Source organism: Pedococcus sp. P2_E2 (assembly GCF_056403955.1).
In genome coordinates this window covers 835,806-853,139 of sequence record NZ_JBFUEM010000001.1, presented here as the reverse complement: position 1 = coordinate 853,139, position 17,334 = coordinate 835,806, and the positions used below count along the sequence as shown (strand labels likewise).

Below are 17,334 nucleotides of genomic sequence, written 5' to 3'. Positions count from 1 at the left end.
CGGGTCTCCTTCCGGTTCTCCCAGGCTAGGTCGGCGAGATGAGGTGGCGATGAGCTCTCATCGGGGTCTCACGTGGCTGCCTACCATGGAGGAGTGCACCTGCTGCTCGTGGAGGACGAGCCGAAGATGGCCCAGCTGCTCCGGCGGGGGCTGGGCGAGAACGGCCACGTCGTCGAGGTGACGCGGACGGGCGAGGCAGCGGTCGACGCAGCCGTCTCCGGTGAGTTCGACGCCGTGCTCCTGGACGTGATGCTGCCCGACATCGACGGCTTCGAGGTGTGCCGTCGACTGCGCCGCGCCAACAACTGGGCACCGGTCCTGATGCTGACCGCGCGGACCGCGGTGCGTGATCGCATCCGCGGCCTGGACGTGGGAGCCGACGACTACCTGACCAAGCCTTTCGCCCTGGTGGAACTGCTGGCGCGCTTGCGCGCGCTCGCGCGGCGAGGACCAGTGCCGCGCCCCACCCAGCTCGTCGTGGGTGACCTCACGCTCGACCCGGCGACGCGACAGGTATGCCGTGGAGGCGAGTCCGTCCTACTCTCCTCGCGCGAGTTCGCCCTCCTCGAGGCCTTCATGCGCCGACCGGGGCGCGTGCTCACCCGTGACCAGCTTCGTGACCTCGTCTGGGATGTCGCACACGACGGTCACTCCAACGTCGTCGATGCCTACGTCCGGTACCTGCGCCAGAAGATCGACCGCCCGTTCGGCCACGCCTCCCTGCAGACGGTCCGAGGCGTGGGATACCGACTGGACCGCTCGGGACGATGAAGGCCGTGAGCCGCCTGCCCATCCGCATCCGGGTGGCGGCCTCCTTCGCCGTTGCGACCGCGTTCGCCCTCGCGGCTCTCGGCACGTTCGTCTACCTTCGCGTGGACGACACCCTGACGCAGCAGAGCCGTGGGGCGATGGCCACCCAGCTGGACGCGCTCGCTCACGTCCCGTGGCCTGGTCGCGCCGACGCCGCCACTTCCATGACGGGTGAGTTCTTCGCGCAGATCGCGACGCCGGAAGGACGGTTGGTGGCCTCCTCACCGCAAGTATCGGGTGCTGTGTTGAGCGCAGCCGATGCTGCGCACTCGACCAGCATCGACCGGGAAATCGACCGCCCTGTCCGACTCGTCGGCGAGGAGGACCCGGAGGGAAGCCTGCTTCTCGTGCGCCGGGTCTCGGACCAGGTTCTCGTGGTCGGCACCTCGCAGGCCCAGACCGAGGACGCCCTGGGCGGGATCCAGTCACAGCTCCTGGTCGGTGGACCATTGGCGCTCATCCTCGCGTCGGGCCTGGGCTACCTGGTGGCGGGTTCGGCCCTGCGTCCCGTCGAGCGCATGCGACGCAGGGCGGCCGAGATCTCCTCGACCTCCGCAGGCTCGAGGCTGCCGCTGCCGGCCGCCCACGACGAGATCCACCGACTCGGCTCGACCCTGAACGGCATGCTCGACCGGCTCGACGCCGCAGTGCGGCAGCAGCGCCACTTCGTCGCGGAGGCCAGCCACGAACTGCGCACACCACTGTCGCTCCTGCGCGTCGAACTCGACCTTGCGCTGTCGCGGCCACGCTCTCGCGACGAGCTCGTCACAGCCCTCACCTCAGCGAACGAAGAGGTGTCGCGGCTCACCGCACTCTCCGAGGGTCTGCTCACCGTAGCCGCGACGGACAGCTCGCCGCTGTCGCTCGAGGTGTCCGACGTGGACCTCGGCCAGCTGGTGCGCGACGTGGCGCAACGCTTCTCGACGTGGGCAGCCGCAGAGGGACGACGCATCGAGGTGCATGCCGATGGGTCGCTGACGATCTGTGGAGATGCTGTCCGACTCGAGCAGGCATTGGGCAACCTCGTCGACAACGCGCTCAGGCACGGCGGCACGGACGTGTGCCTCGATGCCTCGAGCGAGCCGCACCGGGTGACCATCAAGGTGAGCGACAGTGGTCCCGGCATTGCCGAGGACCTGCGGATGCGTGCCTTTGATCCGTTCAGCAGGGACGCCACGTCGCGGCCAGGCCGAGGGCATGGCCTTGGCCTGGCCATCGTCGACGCCATCGTCACGGCACACGGGGGCACGACCACCATCAGCCCGCGGTCCGAAGGGGCCGGGACCGTCGTCACGGCGACGCTGCCCACCGCTCCATCCTGACGGACGAACGCCCTCAGAGCCAGGTGTGGATCCGGACCGTCGTGCCGCCCTCGCCGGAGCGGACCTGGACGAGGTCGCACAGCTGGTTGGCGATCCACAGACCGCGTCCGTGCTGCTCCCCCCACGGCGGCAGGCGTCGTCCGATCATCGGGTCGGCGATGTGGCCAGGGCCGCGCACCTCGCAGACCAGGGCCTCGTCCTCCTCCCAGATGCGCAGCTCGCTCGCACCATGGCCGTACAAGGCACTGTTGAGGGCGACTTCGTGCACAGCGAGGGCAAGGTCGTCGATGCGCTCGTCGGTCAGGCCCACCGAGGAGGCACACGCCCGGACGTCGGCGCGGACCGCAGCGAGGTCATCGCTACCGAAGACTCGGTGGGAAACCGCGACCTCGACGGCTCGGAGGTCGGTCTCGAACATCGTCACGACGTGGTGGGCTCCGCCGTAGGTGGTGCTCCCACGATGCGTCTCGATGTCGACGACGACCGGGTGGGAGCGGTGAGCCTCTGCCAGCACCTCATCCGGAAGCGTGCCCATGTCATAGGGGCACATCAGCCACAACGGGGTGTCCGTGTCGACGGCCATGTTGAGCAGCGCCTCGTGCATCTGACACTCGGCGAGCTCGGCGAGCCGGCGGCCGTGCCAGATCGGCTCACCGATGCCCCGCACCGGTTGCCCCGGGTGCGCGTCGGTGAAGCGCTGCCACGCCGGAATGATGCGCGCCGGGTTCGCCCCGAGCTGAACCATGTCGTAGAACTCGACCTGGTCCGCCTGGACACCGAGGGCGTCGCGCAGAAGCTCGATGTGAGAGCGGACGACCGCGACCATGACCGGCTGGCACGCGTCGATGCCCTGCGTGACGAAGGGGACCGTCCCAGCCAGGAACTGGTCGTCACCCGACCAGAAGAACGCCTCGTGCCGGTACCCGTTGTGGGTCCGACGCAAGCCATCCGCGCTGCGTTCAGCACCCGCACCCTCGACCGGGGTGTCGACTTGGTCTGTTCCCTGCGGCGACGTAGCCGCTCCCTTCGAAAGGGCCCGCCGCTGATCGCAGCAGACAAGCGTATGCAACGTCTCACCTGAGGTTACGCCCGAATCACCTGCTGGGACCCAGCCCGAGCAGCCCATTCGTCGTCGGGTGCGCTGCAGCGCTGGTTCCGGCCACAAGCGGGCCATGGCGACACCCCGGTAGTCACCGCATGATGAGGGTCCAATGGGGTCATTGACGGTCGGCCGGCCCGGGAGGACCCTCAGAGCTGAGGGCCGATCGGGGGCACCGTCATGATCAAGGTGTTGCGTCTGTCAAGGGTCGGGGGCGTGTGCGCCCTCGCGCTGGTGGCCTGCTTCCTCGTGGGCGGCGTCTCCATGGCCTCCAGCGGGGTCGAGGTCCTGATTCCCGAGACCGGAGAGCCTGGCCTCCAGTGGATCGCGGACGTCGACGCGGCCGGCGGACTCTTCTACGTCGGAGCCTGGCTCATCATCCTCATGGGCTTCCTCGGCATCGTTGCCTGGGTGGGGTTCTACGACGTCCTGCGGGACGCCGGCAGGGTCATGCTGCTCGGACCCGTCCTCGGAGCCGTTGGGCTGACGTTGGTCACCGTGTCGCACCTTCTGCCCATCTCGATGGCGTACGAGCTGGTTCCGGCCTACTCCGACGCCGACGCGGCGTCGCAGGCAACGCTGGCAGCCACTTTCGACACCTTCGCGGCGACCGCCCTCGTCACCAACAGCGCAGGAAACTTCCTGGGCTGGGGAGTGGTGGTGCCACTGTTCTCCGCGGCGATCCTGACGACGCGCGCCCTGCCCCGATGGATCGGATGGCTGGGCATCCTGGTCGGGGTGCTCGCCGGATGGCTGGGGCTCCTCGCGCCCGTGTCGAGCGTCTTCGAAGGCATCTCCAGCATCGGATTCATCGCATTCTTCGTGTTCATGGCCAGCATGGGCGTCGCCATCCTGCGTCAGCGCACCACCATCACGTCGACCGCCTCCAGCTGAGCGCAGCGACAGGACAGACTCGTGGCCCCCTGGCTCGGGGGCCACGACGACACCTGTCAGCTCAGCACACCACCGACGGCCATCACCCCGGCTGGGTCGTAGGACCGGATCGCCCTTCGCAGCCGCGCGATCGTCACCTCGTCGTAGGCGTCGGCGTACTCCTCAGGGGTGAAGGTGAAGTTCGGCAGCCGGTAGCCGCCGGTCCACGGACGCATCGCCGCCAGGATCGCCGCCGCGTGGTCCTGCACTCCGGGGATCTCAGCGATCCCGACGATCAGGAGCGAGTAGGCAACCTCACGCGACGCGAAGGCACTGGGGTGCTCGCCACCCCGGGCGATCGCACCGCCCATCTGGCGCACCTCGACGAGCACCTGCGGCGACGCCGCACCAGGTCCCGTCAGTTCAAGCAGAGCATCGACGGCATCCTGAGGGAAGTCCGTGAGGACGGCCGCCGCCTCGTACGCCGGTGTGGGGTCCAGTGGGTCCGTGTGCACGGAGTCGATTGCGGTGTATGGCTTGTGGGCCACATCGTCGAGGATCACCGGAGCCGCATCACGCATCGCAGCGAAGCGGCGCTCTCCCTCCTCGGCATCGCCGGTCCACACGTAGCGCACCGACAACGAGAGGCGGTCGGCGAGCTGCGGGGGGACGCCCGGCATGTCCGGCAGCTGGAACAACGCGAAGGAGGTGGTGCCCAGCTCAGGGAGGCCGTCAGACCAGTCCCGCCACCGCTCGATCACTGACGGAGCATCCCCGCCGTCGAACCACAGCGAGCCGCCGTAGAACATCGGCTGGTGCACGAGGTCGAACTCGATCGCCGTGACGATGCCTAGCATCCCCTTGCCGCCTCGAAGGGCAAAGAACAGCTCAGGGTGGTCCGTGGGCGTGACCCGACGCAGGACGCCGTCGCCAGTCACGACCTCGATGGCGCGAACCTTGTCGATCGCCAGCCCGTAGGTCCGCGCCATCGGCCCGAGGCCACCGCCCGTGGTGTAGCCGACGATCCCCACGTCGGTGATGGATCCGGACAGCGGCGCAAGTCCATGGGGCGCGGCGGCTTCGACGACGCGGAGCCACTTCACGCCGGCGCCGACCCGCGCCCAGCCCTCGGGGTGGACGACGACCTCGTCCAGTCGCTTGGTCGTGACGAGCAGCTCGGTGACGAGCTCGGCCATCGGGCCGTGTCCGGTGGCCTGTGGTGTCACGCGCAGGCCGTTGCGTGCCGCGAAGCGGACCGCCTCGACGACGTCCTGGTCGGTCTCCGCGGCCAGGACGGCTGCTGGCCTGACAGGGACCGCCACGTTCCACGGCGAGACGAGCGCGTCGTACTCCTCGTCTCCGGGAACGGCGACGGTTCCCTGCGTCCGTGCGCTCAGCTCTGCGAAGGGCACAGGGCGTTCGAGCGCGGCGGGCGATTCGGCGATGGTCATGATTCCTCCGGGTCTTTCGGTGTGGTGGTGGAGCACCACCGTGAACCCGGTGCCTTGAGACGAACTTGGCGTCCGCTTGAGGCGGCGTCCCTCAGCCGGGCTGGGATCCTGGGCGAGGCGAGACGAACAGCCCCTCGGGGTCCGCCGCCCCCCTGATGTCGACGAGTCGCTGCCACGAGTTGGCCGGCCAGCCGCGCTGTTCGTCGACGTCCGCGTCAGCCATCAGCAGGTATGCCGAGCCCGTCGCCCACGGCTGAAGGGCCTCCGTCACGCGGCTCGCGTCCTCGCGCACCGCCGCCCACCCCGCTCCCTGGTCGAGGCCGACACAAAGGACCAGGACCGAGCCGTCCATGCGGTCCAGCGCCCCCGCACGCGACGCCGTCCGACCCACCGCTCCCCCGAGCTGGCGCAGCTCCACGAAGAGCAGGTCCGACCCCGACCCCTGGCCCGCCGTCGCAACCAGCGCCTCGACGGCTCGCTCGGGCAGCGCGTCGAGAAGGACGCTGTTGGCGTAGATGGCAGTCGGCGCAAGCGGATCGAGCTGGAGCTGTGCCACCGAGGCTGCTGGACACTCGCTGAAGGTGTCGATCTCCGCGCCGAGGGCGCGCAGCGGCGCGAGCACCTGCGTGGCCGCTTCGCGCCCCTCAAGGACGACGGCGTCGATCATCACGAGCGTGCGTCCGCGGACGTCGGCGGGAAGCCACGGCAGATCGGGCGCCTGGAACAGCCGCGCGACACTGGTCACCGTGTCCGGCGCCTCCGCGGCCCACGAGCCCCACGCCGTGAGCACTCGCTGGGCGTGGGTCCAGTCCCAGGCGAGCAGGCCGGCATACACCGTGCTCACGGGCAGCAGGTCGAACTCGAGCGCGGTGACGACACCGAAGCCGCCACCTCCCCCGCGTGCCGCCCACAGGAGGTCACTGTCGACCTCGTCCGTCGCTCGCACGAACGTGCCGTCTGCCGTCACCAGCTCGACAGCTGTGATCGCGCTGCACTGGAGCCCGTGCTGGCGGGCGTACCAGCTCAGGCCACCCCCGAGCGACGACCCGACGACACCGACGCCGGGGCTCGACGTGTGCAGTGCGGCGAGGTCTACGCGGCCGGCTCGCTCCACGACGTCGCCCCAGAGCACGCCGGCACCGACCCGCGCGGTGCGTCGGCCGGCGTCGACGCGGAGCTCGGTCATGGCGGTGGTTCGCAAGAGGACGGCGTCACCGAGGTGGCCGGCGAGCGGAGGTGCGCCATGGCCGGTGCCCTGGGGTGCGACCTTGAGGCCTGCCGACGCGGCCGCGCGCAGCACTGTTGCCACCTCTTGGGGAAACGCCGGATAGGCCACGGCAGCAGGGTGGGAGTCAGCCTGGAGGTTCCACGGCATACGTGCCTCGTCGTATGCCGCGTCCCCGGGCAGGTGCACCGCGCCACCGCACAGACCTCGCAGGAGCTCCGCTCCGGACGGAGAGCGGGACGGTGCGGGGGACGCGGACTCGGGCACCACGGGATTCCTCACGATCGGGGCGTACCAGCATGACAAGGACGACTTGAGGGCAACTTGAGCCGGGACCCTGAGGCTCTTCGACGGATCATCGCCGGGCTCCCTGCACTGACTCGAGCACGGCTCGCACCGTCCCGGGTGTCAGGAACAGCCGCTGGGCGACCTCGTTGACGTCGAGCCCCGACGCGACCAGGTCCGTGACACGCCGCTGGCGGCTCGTGATCCCCACGGGGACGTCATCCACCTCGGCGGCGCTCTCTCCCCTCTCGACGAGAGCCGAGACAGCGTCATGGACAACCCGTGCGGCCCCACAGGCGCGGGCAGTTGCGAGTGCGGCCTTCAGGAGGGGCACCGCCTCCTCGTGGGCGACCGCCTGACATCGTCCGAGAGCGAGCTGTGCGCGAGCCTCTTCCAAGACCGAGGAGGTCCCCGACAGCACCTCAACTGCCTCTCGGAGGTGCTCGGCGCCGTCAGCCCCTCGCAGCTCACCCAGGAGCCGCAGGGACGGGCCGAGGGCTGTCGGCGCACCCCAGCGGCGCAGGAGGTCGACCTCCTCCTGAGCCAGGACCATCGCCTCGTCGCTGCGCCCGAGGGCATGGAGGGCCCGTGCCGCGAGCCCACGCCACGGACCCCAGGCCGGGTTGGCGACCGGAGGGCTGTCGGCCGAGGTGGCCAGCTCGCCGAGGGCATCGGATGGTCGGCCCTGCTCGAGGAGCAGTCGAGCCGCGGCTTCTCGCATCAGCCTTCCGCCCTCACCTACCCAGGGGAGTCGGCGTGCGTCTTCCAGGCTCGACGCGGCCGCGTCCAGGTCGCCGAGGTCGGTCAGGACCCCCAGGGTGAAGGCCGCGGCATACGTCGACGTGGCCTCGGAGATCCCCCAGACGCGCTGCTGCTCGACGGCATCGGTCAGCGACTGCACCGCGTCGTCGAGCTGGCCGCGACGCCACTGGGCGAAGCCTCGCCACAGGTTCACCGAGAGTGCGGCGAACAGTCCGCCCGTCGCGTGAGCTCGGGCGAGGGCACGGTCCCAGAAGTCCCCCAGCTCGTCGTCCGCCAGCATCAGGACGTTGGCGGCCACGATCCAGAGCAGTCCGTTGTCCACCGCCAGGAGGCGGTCCTCCTCGAGGGCGAAGCGGGCCAGCCGGACCGCACCCGCCCTGTCCTCGCCCTCACGCAGCAGCTCGTACGACAGGGTCGCGGCAAGCATCCGGGCACCGTCGCCCTCCCCTGACACCTCAGGGACGGGACCTGCTCGGTAGGCGTCAGCGGGGAGCCCGTGCATGAAGCCGGTGATGCGCTGCAGCGCGAGCAGTCCCTGCCGCTCGTCGTCGAGCCGGTCAGGAAGGGCTGCGCTCGCTGCGCGCGCGAACGAGGTGGCGACCCCGGGTGGGGAGACGAACACGTGGGTACGGGCGATGTCCATTGCCAGGAGGGCGCGCTCGTGCGGCTCGTCCAGGGCGGCGTACGCATCGCACAGGTGCGACACACCGGCGGGACCGTCGACCTGGGTTTCGACGCGTCCGAGCTCGACGAGCACGGCGGCACGATCGGGTCCGGACACCGGCTCCTCCAGCGCCCGCCTGAGCAGCCCGACAGCTGCATCGGCGGCACCCCGCGAGATCGCCGTGCCGGCCGCGCTCCGCAACAGCTGCACGGTGGCGACGCTGCCTCGATGCGGTGCCCGCAGCAGGTGGACCGCCACCTGCTCGGGTGTCGCGCCCAGCGTCCGGAGGACTTGCGCGGCACGGTCGTGGTGCAACGCACGCTCGCCGGCTGGGAGGTCGTCGTAGATCGCGTCACGCACCAACGGATGGACGAAGGTCAGGTGCCCGTCATCGGTGAGGATCTCGCTCCGGCTCAGGGTGTCCAGGGCAGCCGCTACCTCGTCCTCGGGCAGCTGGGCCAACGCGGCCACGGTCGGCAGGCCAGCGGCCTCGCCCAGCACGGCAACGGCACGCGCAGAGGCCGTCACCGTGGGAGGCATCCTGCGCAGCCGCAAGGTCACCAGAGCGGAGACCGCACGAGAGCCGACTGCCCGGACCGTGTCGACGTGGGAGACATCGGGCCGGACCCCCTCGTCCGCCAGGGCGCGCAGCAGCTGGCGCAGCAGCAGTGGGTTGCCCGAGGTCATGCGGTGGCATGCCTCGACGAAGGGGTCGGCGCCTTCGCCCAGCCGCGCCTGGACGAGGGTGGCAGCCGCTTCCGGCGAAAGCGGTGCGGGCCGGAGCACGGTGACCGACGAGTCCAGGGCGAGGTCCGCCAAGAGCGCGTCGTCAGGATGCTGTTCGCCCGTGCGCATGGCCAGGACGACGAGGACAGGGAGCCCTTCGAGCCGCTTGACGAGGTACGCGAGGTAGCGGAGCGAAGCGCTGTCGCACCACTGGATGTCATCGACGCAGATCACCACCGGCCCTTCGTTGGCAAGGTTCACGGTGAGCCAGTAGAGGCCGTGGAGTACGGCGAAGCTGCCGTTGTTCGCGGTCTCGTCTCCTGCCACCTCGTCGAAGACCGGCTTCGCAACCGAGGCGGCGCCGGCGAGCAGCCGGTCGCGTGCCCCGGGGTCGCCGGTGCAGGGATCGAACAGCTGGCGCACCGCACCGAAGCCAAAGGATCGCTCGAGCTGGCTGCCCCGGGCCGAGAGCACGCGGAGGCCCGCCGACGTCGCGAGACGCACTGCCTCGACGAGGAGCCGTGACTTGCCGATGCCGGCCGGGCCCTCGACGAGCACGCAACCGGGTCTGGCGTCGGCCACCTCGTCCACCATCCGCCGCAAGGACGCGAGCTCCCGTGCTCTGTCGACGAGGTCGGACGTTGAACCCGTGTCAGGGGACGTCTCCCGCACGCCCAGCTCCCCCGCGGGCTGCTCTCTGACACTCCGGTCCCCCGGGCGCTGCTCCTCTGGGGGCTGCTCCCTCCCATCGAGCTCGACCCCGATCCTCGGCACCGGTCCGTCAAGGGCCGGAGACTGGGCGAGCACCTCGGCCTCGAGCGCTCGAAGCGCGGGCCCCGGGTCCACGCCCAGCTCCTCGGCCAGGGTCTGGCGTGCCCTGCGCAACGCCGCCAAGGCCCCCGCCTGCCGCTGGGCGCGGTAGAGCGCAAGCGCCAGGAGTCGCCAGCGCTCCTCCCTGAGCGGGTCCTCGGCGACCAGTGCCTCGAGCTCACCAATGACGACGGCGGCGTCTCCCAGCTGCAGTCTGGTCTCGAGCCGCCGCTCGCGCGCCACGGCATACAACTCGGTGAGGCGCAGGGCTTCGGCTTCGACCCAGGGCTCGCCCAGGTACTCGGCATACGCCGGACCGCGCCACAGCCGGAGGGCGTCGTCCAGCGAGCGCATCGCCTCGGCCGGCGCGAGCCCTGCCGCGGAGTCCAGGGCTCGTTCGAAGCACCACGCGTCGACGGAGCCGGGCGCGAGCCGCAGGACGTAGCCGGCCGCTTCACTGGCGATGACGCCGTCGCGCTGCCGGGCCACGGCCTCGGGCTGGAGGCAGCGCCGGAGGTGACTGACGTAGGACTGGAGTGCTCCAGCCGGGTTCGAAGGTGGGTTGTCCCCCCAGACGCAACGCGTGAGTCGCTCGGCTGAGACGACCTGGTCTCGCCAGATCACCAGCGCGGCGAGGACGGCGCGCTGGCGCCGCCCACCGAGGTCCACGACCACGCCGTCGCGCGTGGCCGCGAGCTCGCCGAGCACTCGGAGTCGCACCGTCGTCCCGCGCTCCACCCCGCTCCCCAGTCTGCTCCGTCACGCAGGCGGCGACCGCCCGAAAGGGCGAGGTCCAGCGCACCCTTCAAGCCACCTCAGGACCGGCTCAAGGGTCCCGCGGGAGGATGGTCTCGGCAACCCCCATCTGCCCAGACCCCGACCAGACCCCGACACCAAGCCCCAACACCAGGCCCCGGCAACAAGCCCCGACGACGCACTGGGCGGCACGGTGGAGCTCCAGGTCCACGGAGACGAGGGCGAGAAGGTGACCATCCTGGACGTTGGCCGAGCCACCCTGGAGATCTCCAACCCCCGGCAGGTGGACATGATCGACCTGCAGGTCACCGTGTTCGAGGAACGGGGCGGTCAGTCGGTCAATTCGAGCCAGGCGTCGTTCGGTGCGTAGTCCCACTCCGTGACCAGCCTGTTCTCGGTCACGGACGCGTACGCGTAGAAACCCGTTGCGTTGGGAAAGACACAGGCTTTGTCTGCACCTGTCAAGAAGAAGATGCTCACGTCTCGCCGGGACTCGTTCGCCGGCTCGCTGGGATGGAAGAAGTCGAACGGAAAGCCGTAGGGCCCGCCGACCCGCTCGTCGGTGACGCCGGTCGTCAGGTTCTTGACCCACACTCGCAGCTGCCCGGGTTTCGGGGCGTCGGTATTGATACCGATCTGGCAGTCAGCGGCTCCATCACGATCGGTGTCGAAGACGAAGCCGTGTTCGATCACGCGGCTCGCGGGGTCAAGGGTTGACGCCAAGGGCGGTGTCTCCCGGAGCTTGATCCCCCAGGACAATGAATGCGAAGGGTCTCCCGAGTTGACCTCGCGGATGTCAATCCCACCATAGGTGGAATCTGCTTCATCGATCTGGGACTGCCTCGCAGTGACCCGCCTCGAGGTGTCCGGGCGAAGCGGGGTCCAGTGCTTCGCCAGCGCATCCCCGGTGGGCCGGGGGATCGGGTCCTTGGCCGGCTGCGGAGCGGTGCGATCGAGCCCGCCCACGAAAGACGTTCCGAGCATGGCCAGGACGAGGAGCGCGCAGGCAGCGGCAGCGGAGATCACGGTGCGGGTCCGGTGTCGCTGGGCCCCGCGCTGCTCGATGGCCGAGAAGTCGGGCGGCTGTGCAGCCTGGGCCGCAGCGCGGGACATGTCAGAGCGCAGGAGCCGGTCGAGGTCAGGCATGGGGCGCCTCCTCCTGACGGGGGTCGGGAAGGTCGGCGAGCAGCAGGGCGAGTGCAGCGCGTCCCCGGCGCAGCCGGGTCTTCACGGTGCTGACGGGGACGCCGGTGGCCTCGGCGACCGCCTGGACAGGGAGGTCGGCCAGGTAGTGCAGCGCGATGGCCTCCCTCTGGATGGCGGGCAGCGTCCGGAGGGCAGCCATGAGCGCCAACCGGTCGTCCTCCATCACTGGGTGTCGCGCGACCTGCGCTCGCTCGCGGTCGCCGAGCAGCCTGCGTCGGTGCGCACGGGTGCGGCTGACGTTGACGGCGACCGTGCGCAGCCACGCCTCCGGGTTGTCCAGACGGGCGAAGGTGCGTCGGTGCTGCACCGCGCGTGCAAAGGCCTCGGCGACGACTTCCTCCGCCTCGGTGAGGTCGCGGCACACGCCATACAGCTGACCCACCAGGCGCCGGTACGACGCCTCGAACACCACGCGCACGCGGTCGGACTCACTGTGGACCTCGTGGGCCACGAGTGGTTCTCCAGTCCCCGCACTCATGGTGGATCTACCCCTCGATGCGGATCGAGTCGAGGGCGGCCTTCAGGTCGGCCTGGTCTGTGTCGGACATACCTGGGCCCGTTTCGACCAGGAACACCTGCCGGCTGCCGTGCACCTCGACGACGTGCACGCTCACGCGTTGGCCGGGAAGGAGCACGAAGTACTTGTCCGCACGCCTGCTCTTCCAGACCTGAAGACCCATGACGTCGTCCTGGGCCAAGCGACACTTCGCCAGGTCAAGGCTCTGTGGGATCTCGAGCTCGATCCGCGTGGCGGGGTAGCCCGCCAAGGTGCCGGTCACAGGGCCCTCCTTGGTCGGGCCGGGCTGCTCCATCAGCGCCGTGACGAGGTCCCCGACACCGGAGCCGACGGCCATGGGGACACCTTCGCCCTGACACGGGTCGGTGAAGATCTCGTCGACCACGACGGCATAGAACCCGAACTCGTTGTCCTGGTCGGCGTGCTTGCTGAAGATGTGGCCGTACTGCACCGCCCAGCCGTCCCGGAACGTCACCGTGTAGTCCGCAACCGACCACGGCGAGGCCGGAATTCGGTAGGTGCCTGGCTCGATGGCCAGGTGCGCAACGGAGGACCGGCCGCTCGTCGTGGTGTCGCTGGCCCACGTCGGAATCACGGGCTGCGGGGCCCCGTCAGTGGCATCCCCCGCGCACCCTGCCAAAGCCCCCACCACCATCAGCCCAGCCGCCACGACCCGGTGAGGTGCCGGGACATTCACCCCCCGCTGGATCATGCCTCTCATGACCAAACGACCCACGAGCGGCCGGAAAGGTTTCACACCAGCGACGATCCCACCCCGCTCGCGGACAAAGGAAGTGCTGTCGGGGACATGCGCGGGGTCCCCCTCGCGCGTAGCGTTAGCGGGGCGTGGCGATGCTGAACCCGGGCCGGGTGCCAACCCCGTCTCGTCCGCCGCCGGACAAGATCCATCGGCGATGGAATGGCTCCTGCACTCGCACCTGCCGGCCCGGAGGGGAAAAGGTGACATGACCGGTACGCCGCCGAGAACCTCCACACGTCACGTCCGACGTGCAGCTCTCCTCCTTGCACTGGCGATCTTTCCGTATGTCTTGGCAACAGCCATAGAGCGTGGCTTGGTCCCCGAGTCGCCTATGACCCGCCGGATGTTTGACAGCGACTTCATGCTGCTCGGGATCTGGGTCACACTTGGACTGGCCATCGCCGCCTGGCGCTCTTCGCTCGCCGCCATGAATGCTCGCCCGACCGGAAGCGTCGCTTCTCCGATGTCGTCCCTCGCGTTTCTCCTGTCGGTCCTTGTCACCATCGCCACGGCGCTCCTGGCCGTCGGGTTTCTGGTCATACTGAACTAACGTCATGGCGGCGGCGATGGCCCGGATGCCGACGTCGTCATCCAGTCCACAGCCGTGGCCCAGCGCACGATGACCACGGGCCCTGAGGCTGACGACACCTGCTGAGGGATGGCGAGATGGTGAGAGGCCAACACCATTGCAAGACCCTGAAGCCCAGCGGGAGATGCCATGAAGCAGTTGCCCCGTCTCCATCGGCGTTCGGCGGCAGGCGCATTCGCCACAGCGCTGACGCTCAGTGCCGCAATGGGCGTCGGCGCCACGCCAGCAGATGCCGCGACCAGCGTCCGGGTCCGATCGGTCGTCCGCACACAGGTCGCCGTGTCGCAGGCGTCCGGGGCCATCGTCAGCATCGTCCATGTGTGCCCTCTCGGATCTGACCTCGACCGTCCGATGACGAAGTCGCTGATTGCCAGAACACCTCCTGGCTACCGCCTGTTGAGCCGCGAGCTGTGGCCTCGCGGCATGGTCACGCGGTGGCGCCAGACCGGGCCGATGTCTCAGGTCGACAACCCGCCACTGCCACAGCAGACCGTCGCCTGCGTGCGGAGCGTGCAGGCCGGGGCTGCACGGAGTACTGCCAACATCAGTGTCACCATGCGGCTCTGGGGCCCTGCACCAGCGAAGGCCGAGGTGTCTTCCTGGCACGATCCGTCCGGCACCTGGGGCGGTCGAGCAGCCAAGAGCACCATCACAGTTCGCGATTTCACCTCACGGCGCCTGGTGTACGCCGACGCCGGGAGTGACTTTCCCGACGAGGCGTTCGGTTACGGCTTCATCAACGGCCCCTATCCCGCTGGCAAGTTCGCGGAGCTGAAGCTCTACCTATCGGTTACCACCCGGCGGCCCTGAAGAAGGATCCATCATGTCCTACTCACAGCGGGAGAACCCGCCCGCAGACCAGCGACCACCCGCACCCACCGGGATAGTCGGAGGGTGGTTCAGCTCATGACCAGAAGTGGATTCTCGCTCAGCCCGAGTGTCGCTCGATCGGCGGCGGCAATAGCCGCGATCGCCACGGTTGCCACCATTGCGTTCTGGTCCGTCGCCATCATGGACGTTCACACCGCATTCTCGGAGTGGCTGTTCACCAACCACCTGGGACTGGCGATCGCCCTCACGGTGGGCATGGCGGCAGTGGCCTCCGGCTTGGCACTGATTGCCCTGCAGGTGTCTGATCTCGCGCCGACCTCGAAGGCGCAAGCGAAGTTCGCGCTCCGCTGCGTCGGCCTCGCTGTCCTGATCTCCGCCGGCCTGTTCCTGATCACCCGTGGGCAGGGGGGATGACGTCACAAGCCTCAACCCCGCTCCCAGAGATGGACCACGACCCGGGCGTCGTGCATCCCCTGCGTCCGGGCCGTGGTGTCGCCGACGCCTCGTGGGGCCCCCTGCTGGACCCAGCGCCTCGACCACGGGTACCTACCCAAGCGGTAAAGGGCAGAAACGTGACCGGGTCCCCCATCGCCGCCGGTCAGGGTTGGTCCTGGCCTGGTTGACGGGCTGTCTTACGGGTGTTTGACAGCGAATCCCCCGCCCCAGCTCCACACAGCCACACCCGGCCGTACTGGCGATTCATGCTCAACCATGGGCCCCAACCTTCCCCCTAGGACTTCGCTACTGCTCAATCAACGAGCCGACAGACCGTCGGTTACGTCACGGTCGCGAGAAGGCGCTGCAGGCACGGCGCATGACCGCCCAGGTCGACGCGGCTCGGAAAGGGGCTCAACTCACCGGTGTTCCAGTTGCGGACACCCTTCCCCGGCGGTCTGATGGGAAGGATCTACCCGTCAGGATCCCTCCCTGAGGAGCACCAATGCCCAACTCCGTATCCAGGCGTACCTTCCTCGGCGGTTCCGCCGCGACGCTCGGCTTCGCATTTGCCGGCGCTGGCAGCCTCGACCCCTTCCTCAGCTCGGCCGCGGCAGCCACCCGCACCAGCGCCGGCTACGGCCCCCTGTACCCGGCAGGCCCCCTGCTCTCCCTCCCCAAGGGCTTCTCCTACAAGGTGATCGGGCAGTCTGGTGTCGCCGGCGCCAGCGGGTTCGTCCACCCCGGAGATCCTGACGCCATGGGCTGTTTCGCCCGCCCGGATGGCGGCTCGGTAGTCGTGTCGAACCACGAACTGGCCGGCTCGGACCGGCACGCGGTCCCACACGTCGACGGCCTCGTCTACGACGACGGTGGCATCGGTGGAACCTCCACGATCGTGCTCGACGCCGACAACAACGTGATCGAGCAGTACACATCCGTGTCCGGCACCTGGAACAACTGTGCTGGCGGCGTCACACCGTGGGGCACCTGGCTCACCTGCGAGGAGACGGAAGCCAGGACCGGCGGCACCCTCACCAAGGACCACGGCTACGTCTTCGAAGTCGACCCGACCAGCCAAGCCGCCAACATCCACAGGTCCCCGCTCCCCCTGAAGTTCCTCGGCAGGTTCGCCCACGAGGCAGCAGCGGTCGACCCAGCGACAAGCAGCATCTACCTCACGGAGGATGCCGGCGGACCGAACGGACTGTACTTCCGCTGGACCCCACCCACCAGCTTCACGCCAGGGAAGGGCGCCCTTCACGCCCTCGCCGCAGACGGCGCCGTCGAGGTCGGCACGCTCGAGGCAATGAAGTGCTTCGACGAGGACGGCAACCACGTGCCCGACCTGTCGATCGCCACCACGGTCAACACGGTCTACACCGTCACATGGGTGACTGTGCCGGATCGCGACGCCCGGAGCACCTCGGTCCGCAAGCAGTTCACCAACAACCAGATCACCCGGTCGCGCAAGCTCGAGGGCCAGTGGTGGGGCGACGGCGGCGCCTACTTCGTCGCCAGCTTCGCCCGTCACTCGGACGGCTCGACCAACGAGCACGACGGCCAGGTCTGGTTCTACGACCCCGCGAAGTCGCGGATCGTGCTCAAGACGATCTTCGGGGTCAACACGGACCCGGCCACCGGCGACTCCAGCTTTGACGGGCCCGACAACATCACCGTCTCACCACACGGCGGCCTGATCCTCGCCGAGGACGGCGAGGGCCGCTCGCACCTCGTCGGCGTGACGGAACAGGGCAAGGCCTACCCGCTCGCCCTGAACCTCGCGAACGAGAGCGAGTTCGCTGGCCCGGTGTTCAACGCATCTGGCAGCACGCTGTTCGCGAACATCCAGGCGCCGGGCTACACGCTGGCAATCACCGGACCATGGGGCCGGCCTTCAAACGCCAGTTAGGCCCCTCGGGAGGGCCCAACGGGTCAAGGACTTTCGCTCCGTCCGCGCACGTCCCTGAGCGTCATCCTTAGCACGAGCCACTCCCCACCGTCCACGATGTCAGCCTTGGTTCGGCGCCCGCTCAGCGGGCAGAACGGAGCACAGACGCGGGGTTCCTGATCAAGACCGCCGCCCCGGCGATAGGCCTTCCCGCGCATGGTCCGAATTCCTGCTGGCGGGGGAGCATCGCTGGGGATCGGGAAGAGCGCGCCGGACGACGCGCGCTGCCACCAAGAGGTGCGGTGGCGAGGACTACGTTCAC

The 17,334-nt window shown here is 69.2% G+C and carries 15 protein-coding genes; 8 read left to right on the top strand and 7 right to left on the bottom strand.

Translation table 11 applies throughout. The features are described 5' to 3' along the window. Positions 1 to 72 precede the first annotated feature (72 nt). Positions 73 to 771 (top strand): response regulator transcription factor, encoded by a 699-nt coding sequence (locus AC1DWR_RS04000; RefSeq protein ID WP_477623727.1) that lies wholly within the window; start codon positions 73 to 75, stop codon positions 769 to 771. 5 nt (positions 772 to 776) lie between these two features. Continuing rightward, the gene (locus AC1DWR_RS03995) at positions 777 to 2,132 is read left to right on the top strand and encodes a sensor histidine kinase (protein WP_477623726.1); all 1,356 of its coding nucleotides are present in this window, start codon (positions 777 to 779) and stop codon (positions 2,130 to 2,132) included. Between the two features lie 13 nt (positions 2,133 to 2,145). On the opposite strand, the gene AC1DWR_RS03990 is transcribed toward AC1DWR_RS03995, so the two are convergent. Further along, the gene (locus AC1DWR_RS03990) at positions 2,146 to 3,075 is read right to left on the bottom strand and encodes an anti-sigma factor RsbA family regulatory protein (RefSeq protein WP_477613101.1); all 930 of its coding nucleotides are present in this window, start codon (positions 3,073 to 3,075) and stop codon (positions 2,146 to 2,148) included. Between the two features lie 372 nt (positions 3,076 to 3,447). Between AC1DWR_RS03990 and AC1DWR_RS03985 the strand changes: the two genes are divergently transcribed. Next, on the top strand, positions 3,448 to 4,125 hold the full coding sequence (locus tag AC1DWR_RS03985) for a DUF4386 family protein (RefSeq protein ID WP_477613102.1): 678 nt from the start codon (positions 3,448 to 3,450) through the stop codon (positions 4,123 to 4,125). A gap of 56 nt (positions 4,126 to 4,181) precedes the next feature. Here the strand turns inward: AC1DWR_RS03985 and AC1DWR_RS03980 are convergent, their stop codons facing one another. The 3 genes from AC1DWR_RS03980 to AC1DWR_RS03970 all read right to left on the bottom strand — a co-directional run bounded on the left by AC1DWR_RS03980 (position 4,182) and on the right by AC1DWR_RS03970 (position 10,765). Further along, positions 4,182 to 5,555 (bottom strand): FAD-binding oxidoreductase, encoded by a 1,374-nt coding sequence (locus AC1DWR_RS03980; protein ID WP_477623725.1) that lies wholly within the window; start codon positions 5,553 to 5,555, stop codon positions 4,182 to 4,184. A gap of 91 nt (positions 5,556 to 5,646) precedes the next feature. Beyond that, complete coding sequence (locus AC1DWR_RS03975) at positions 5,647 to 7,062, bottom strand: FAD-binding oxidoreductase (protein WP_477623724.1); 1,416 nt, start codon at positions 7,060 to 7,062, stop codon at positions 5,647 to 5,649. A 73-nt stretch (positions 7,063 to 7,135) separates the two neighbouring features. Next, on the bottom strand, positions 7,136 to 10,765 hold the full coding sequence (locus AC1DWR_RS03970; RefSeq protein WP_477623723.1) for a BTAD domain-containing putative transcriptional regulator: 3,630 nt from the start codon (positions 10,763 to 10,765) through the stop codon (positions 7,136 to 7,138). Positions 10,766 to 10,976: 211 nt separating this feature from the next. On the opposite strand from AC1DWR_RS03970, the gene AC1DWR_RS03965 reads away from it, so the two are divergent. Further along, positions 10,977 to 11,153 carry a hypothetical protein gene (locus AC1DWR_RS03965; RefSeq protein WP_477623722.1) on the top strand — a complete coding sequence of 59 codons (177 nt, stop codon included), beginning with the start codon at positions 10,977 to 10,979 and terminating at the stop codon, positions 11,151 to 11,153. Here the strand turns inward: AC1DWR_RS03965 and AC1DWR_RS03960 are convergent. The 3 genes from AC1DWR_RS03960 to AC1DWR_RS03950 are packed head-to-tail and all read right to left on the bottom strand — an operon-like array spanning position 11,114 to position 13,101. Then, positions 11,114 to 11,929 carry a hypothetical protein gene (locus AC1DWR_RS03960; protein WP_477623721.1) on the bottom strand — a complete coding sequence of 272 codons (816 nt, stop codon included), beginning with the start codon at positions 11,927 to 11,929 and terminating at the stop codon, positions 11,114 to 11,116. The genes AC1DWR_RS03965 and AC1DWR_RS03960 overlap by 40 nt on opposite strands. Further along, complete coding sequence (locus AC1DWR_RS03955; protein WP_477613108.1) at positions 11,922 to 12,467, bottom strand: RNA polymerase sigma factor; 546 nt, start codon at positions 12,465 to 12,467, stop codon at positions 11,922 to 11,924. Before AC1DWR_RS03955 ends, AC1DWR_RS03960 begins: the two co-directional genes overlap by 8 nt. A 7-nt stretch (positions 12,468 to 12,474) precedes the next feature. Beyond that, positions 12,475 to 13,101, bottom strand: a complete 627-nt coding sequence (locus AC1DWR_RS03950) for a hypothetical protein (RefSeq protein ID WP_477613109.1) — start codon at positions 13,099 to 13,101, stop codon at positions 12,475 to 12,477. Between the two features lie 508 nt (positions 13,102 to 13,609). On the opposite strand from AC1DWR_RS03950, the gene AC1DWR_RS03945 reads away from it, so the two are divergent. The 4 genes from AC1DWR_RS03945 to AC1DWR_RS03930 all read left to right on the top strand — a co-directional run bounded on the left by AC1DWR_RS03945 (position 13,610) and on the right by AC1DWR_RS03930 (position 17,033). Then, positions 13,610 to 13,816: a hypothetical protein gene (locus AC1DWR_RS03945; protein ID WP_477623720.1), complete on the top strand. Its 207-nt coding sequence runs from the start codon at positions 13,610 to 13,612 to the stop codon at positions 13,814 to 13,816. Between the two features lie 168 nt (positions 13,817 to 13,984). After that, on the top strand, positions 13,985 to 14,665 hold the full coding sequence (locus tag AC1DWR_RS03940; RefSeq protein WP_477623719.1) for a hypothetical protein: 681 nt from the start codon (positions 13,985 to 13,987) through the stop codon (positions 14,663 to 14,665). Positions 14,666 to 14,761: 96 nt separating this feature from the next. Next, on the top strand, positions 14,762 to 15,100 hold the full coding sequence (locus tag AC1DWR_RS03935) for a hypothetical protein (protein ID WP_477613112.1): 339 nt from the start codon (positions 14,762 to 14,764) through the stop codon (positions 15,098 to 15,100). A gap of 526 nt (positions 15,101 to 15,626) precedes the next feature. Beyond that, positions 15,627 to 17,033, top strand: coding sequence for an alkaline phosphatase PhoX (locus AC1DWR_RS03930; RefSeq protein ID WP_477623718.1), 1,407 nt, complete (start codon positions 15,627 to 15,629; stop codon positions 17,031 to 17,033). Positions 17,034 to 17,334: the final 301 nt, after the last annotated feature.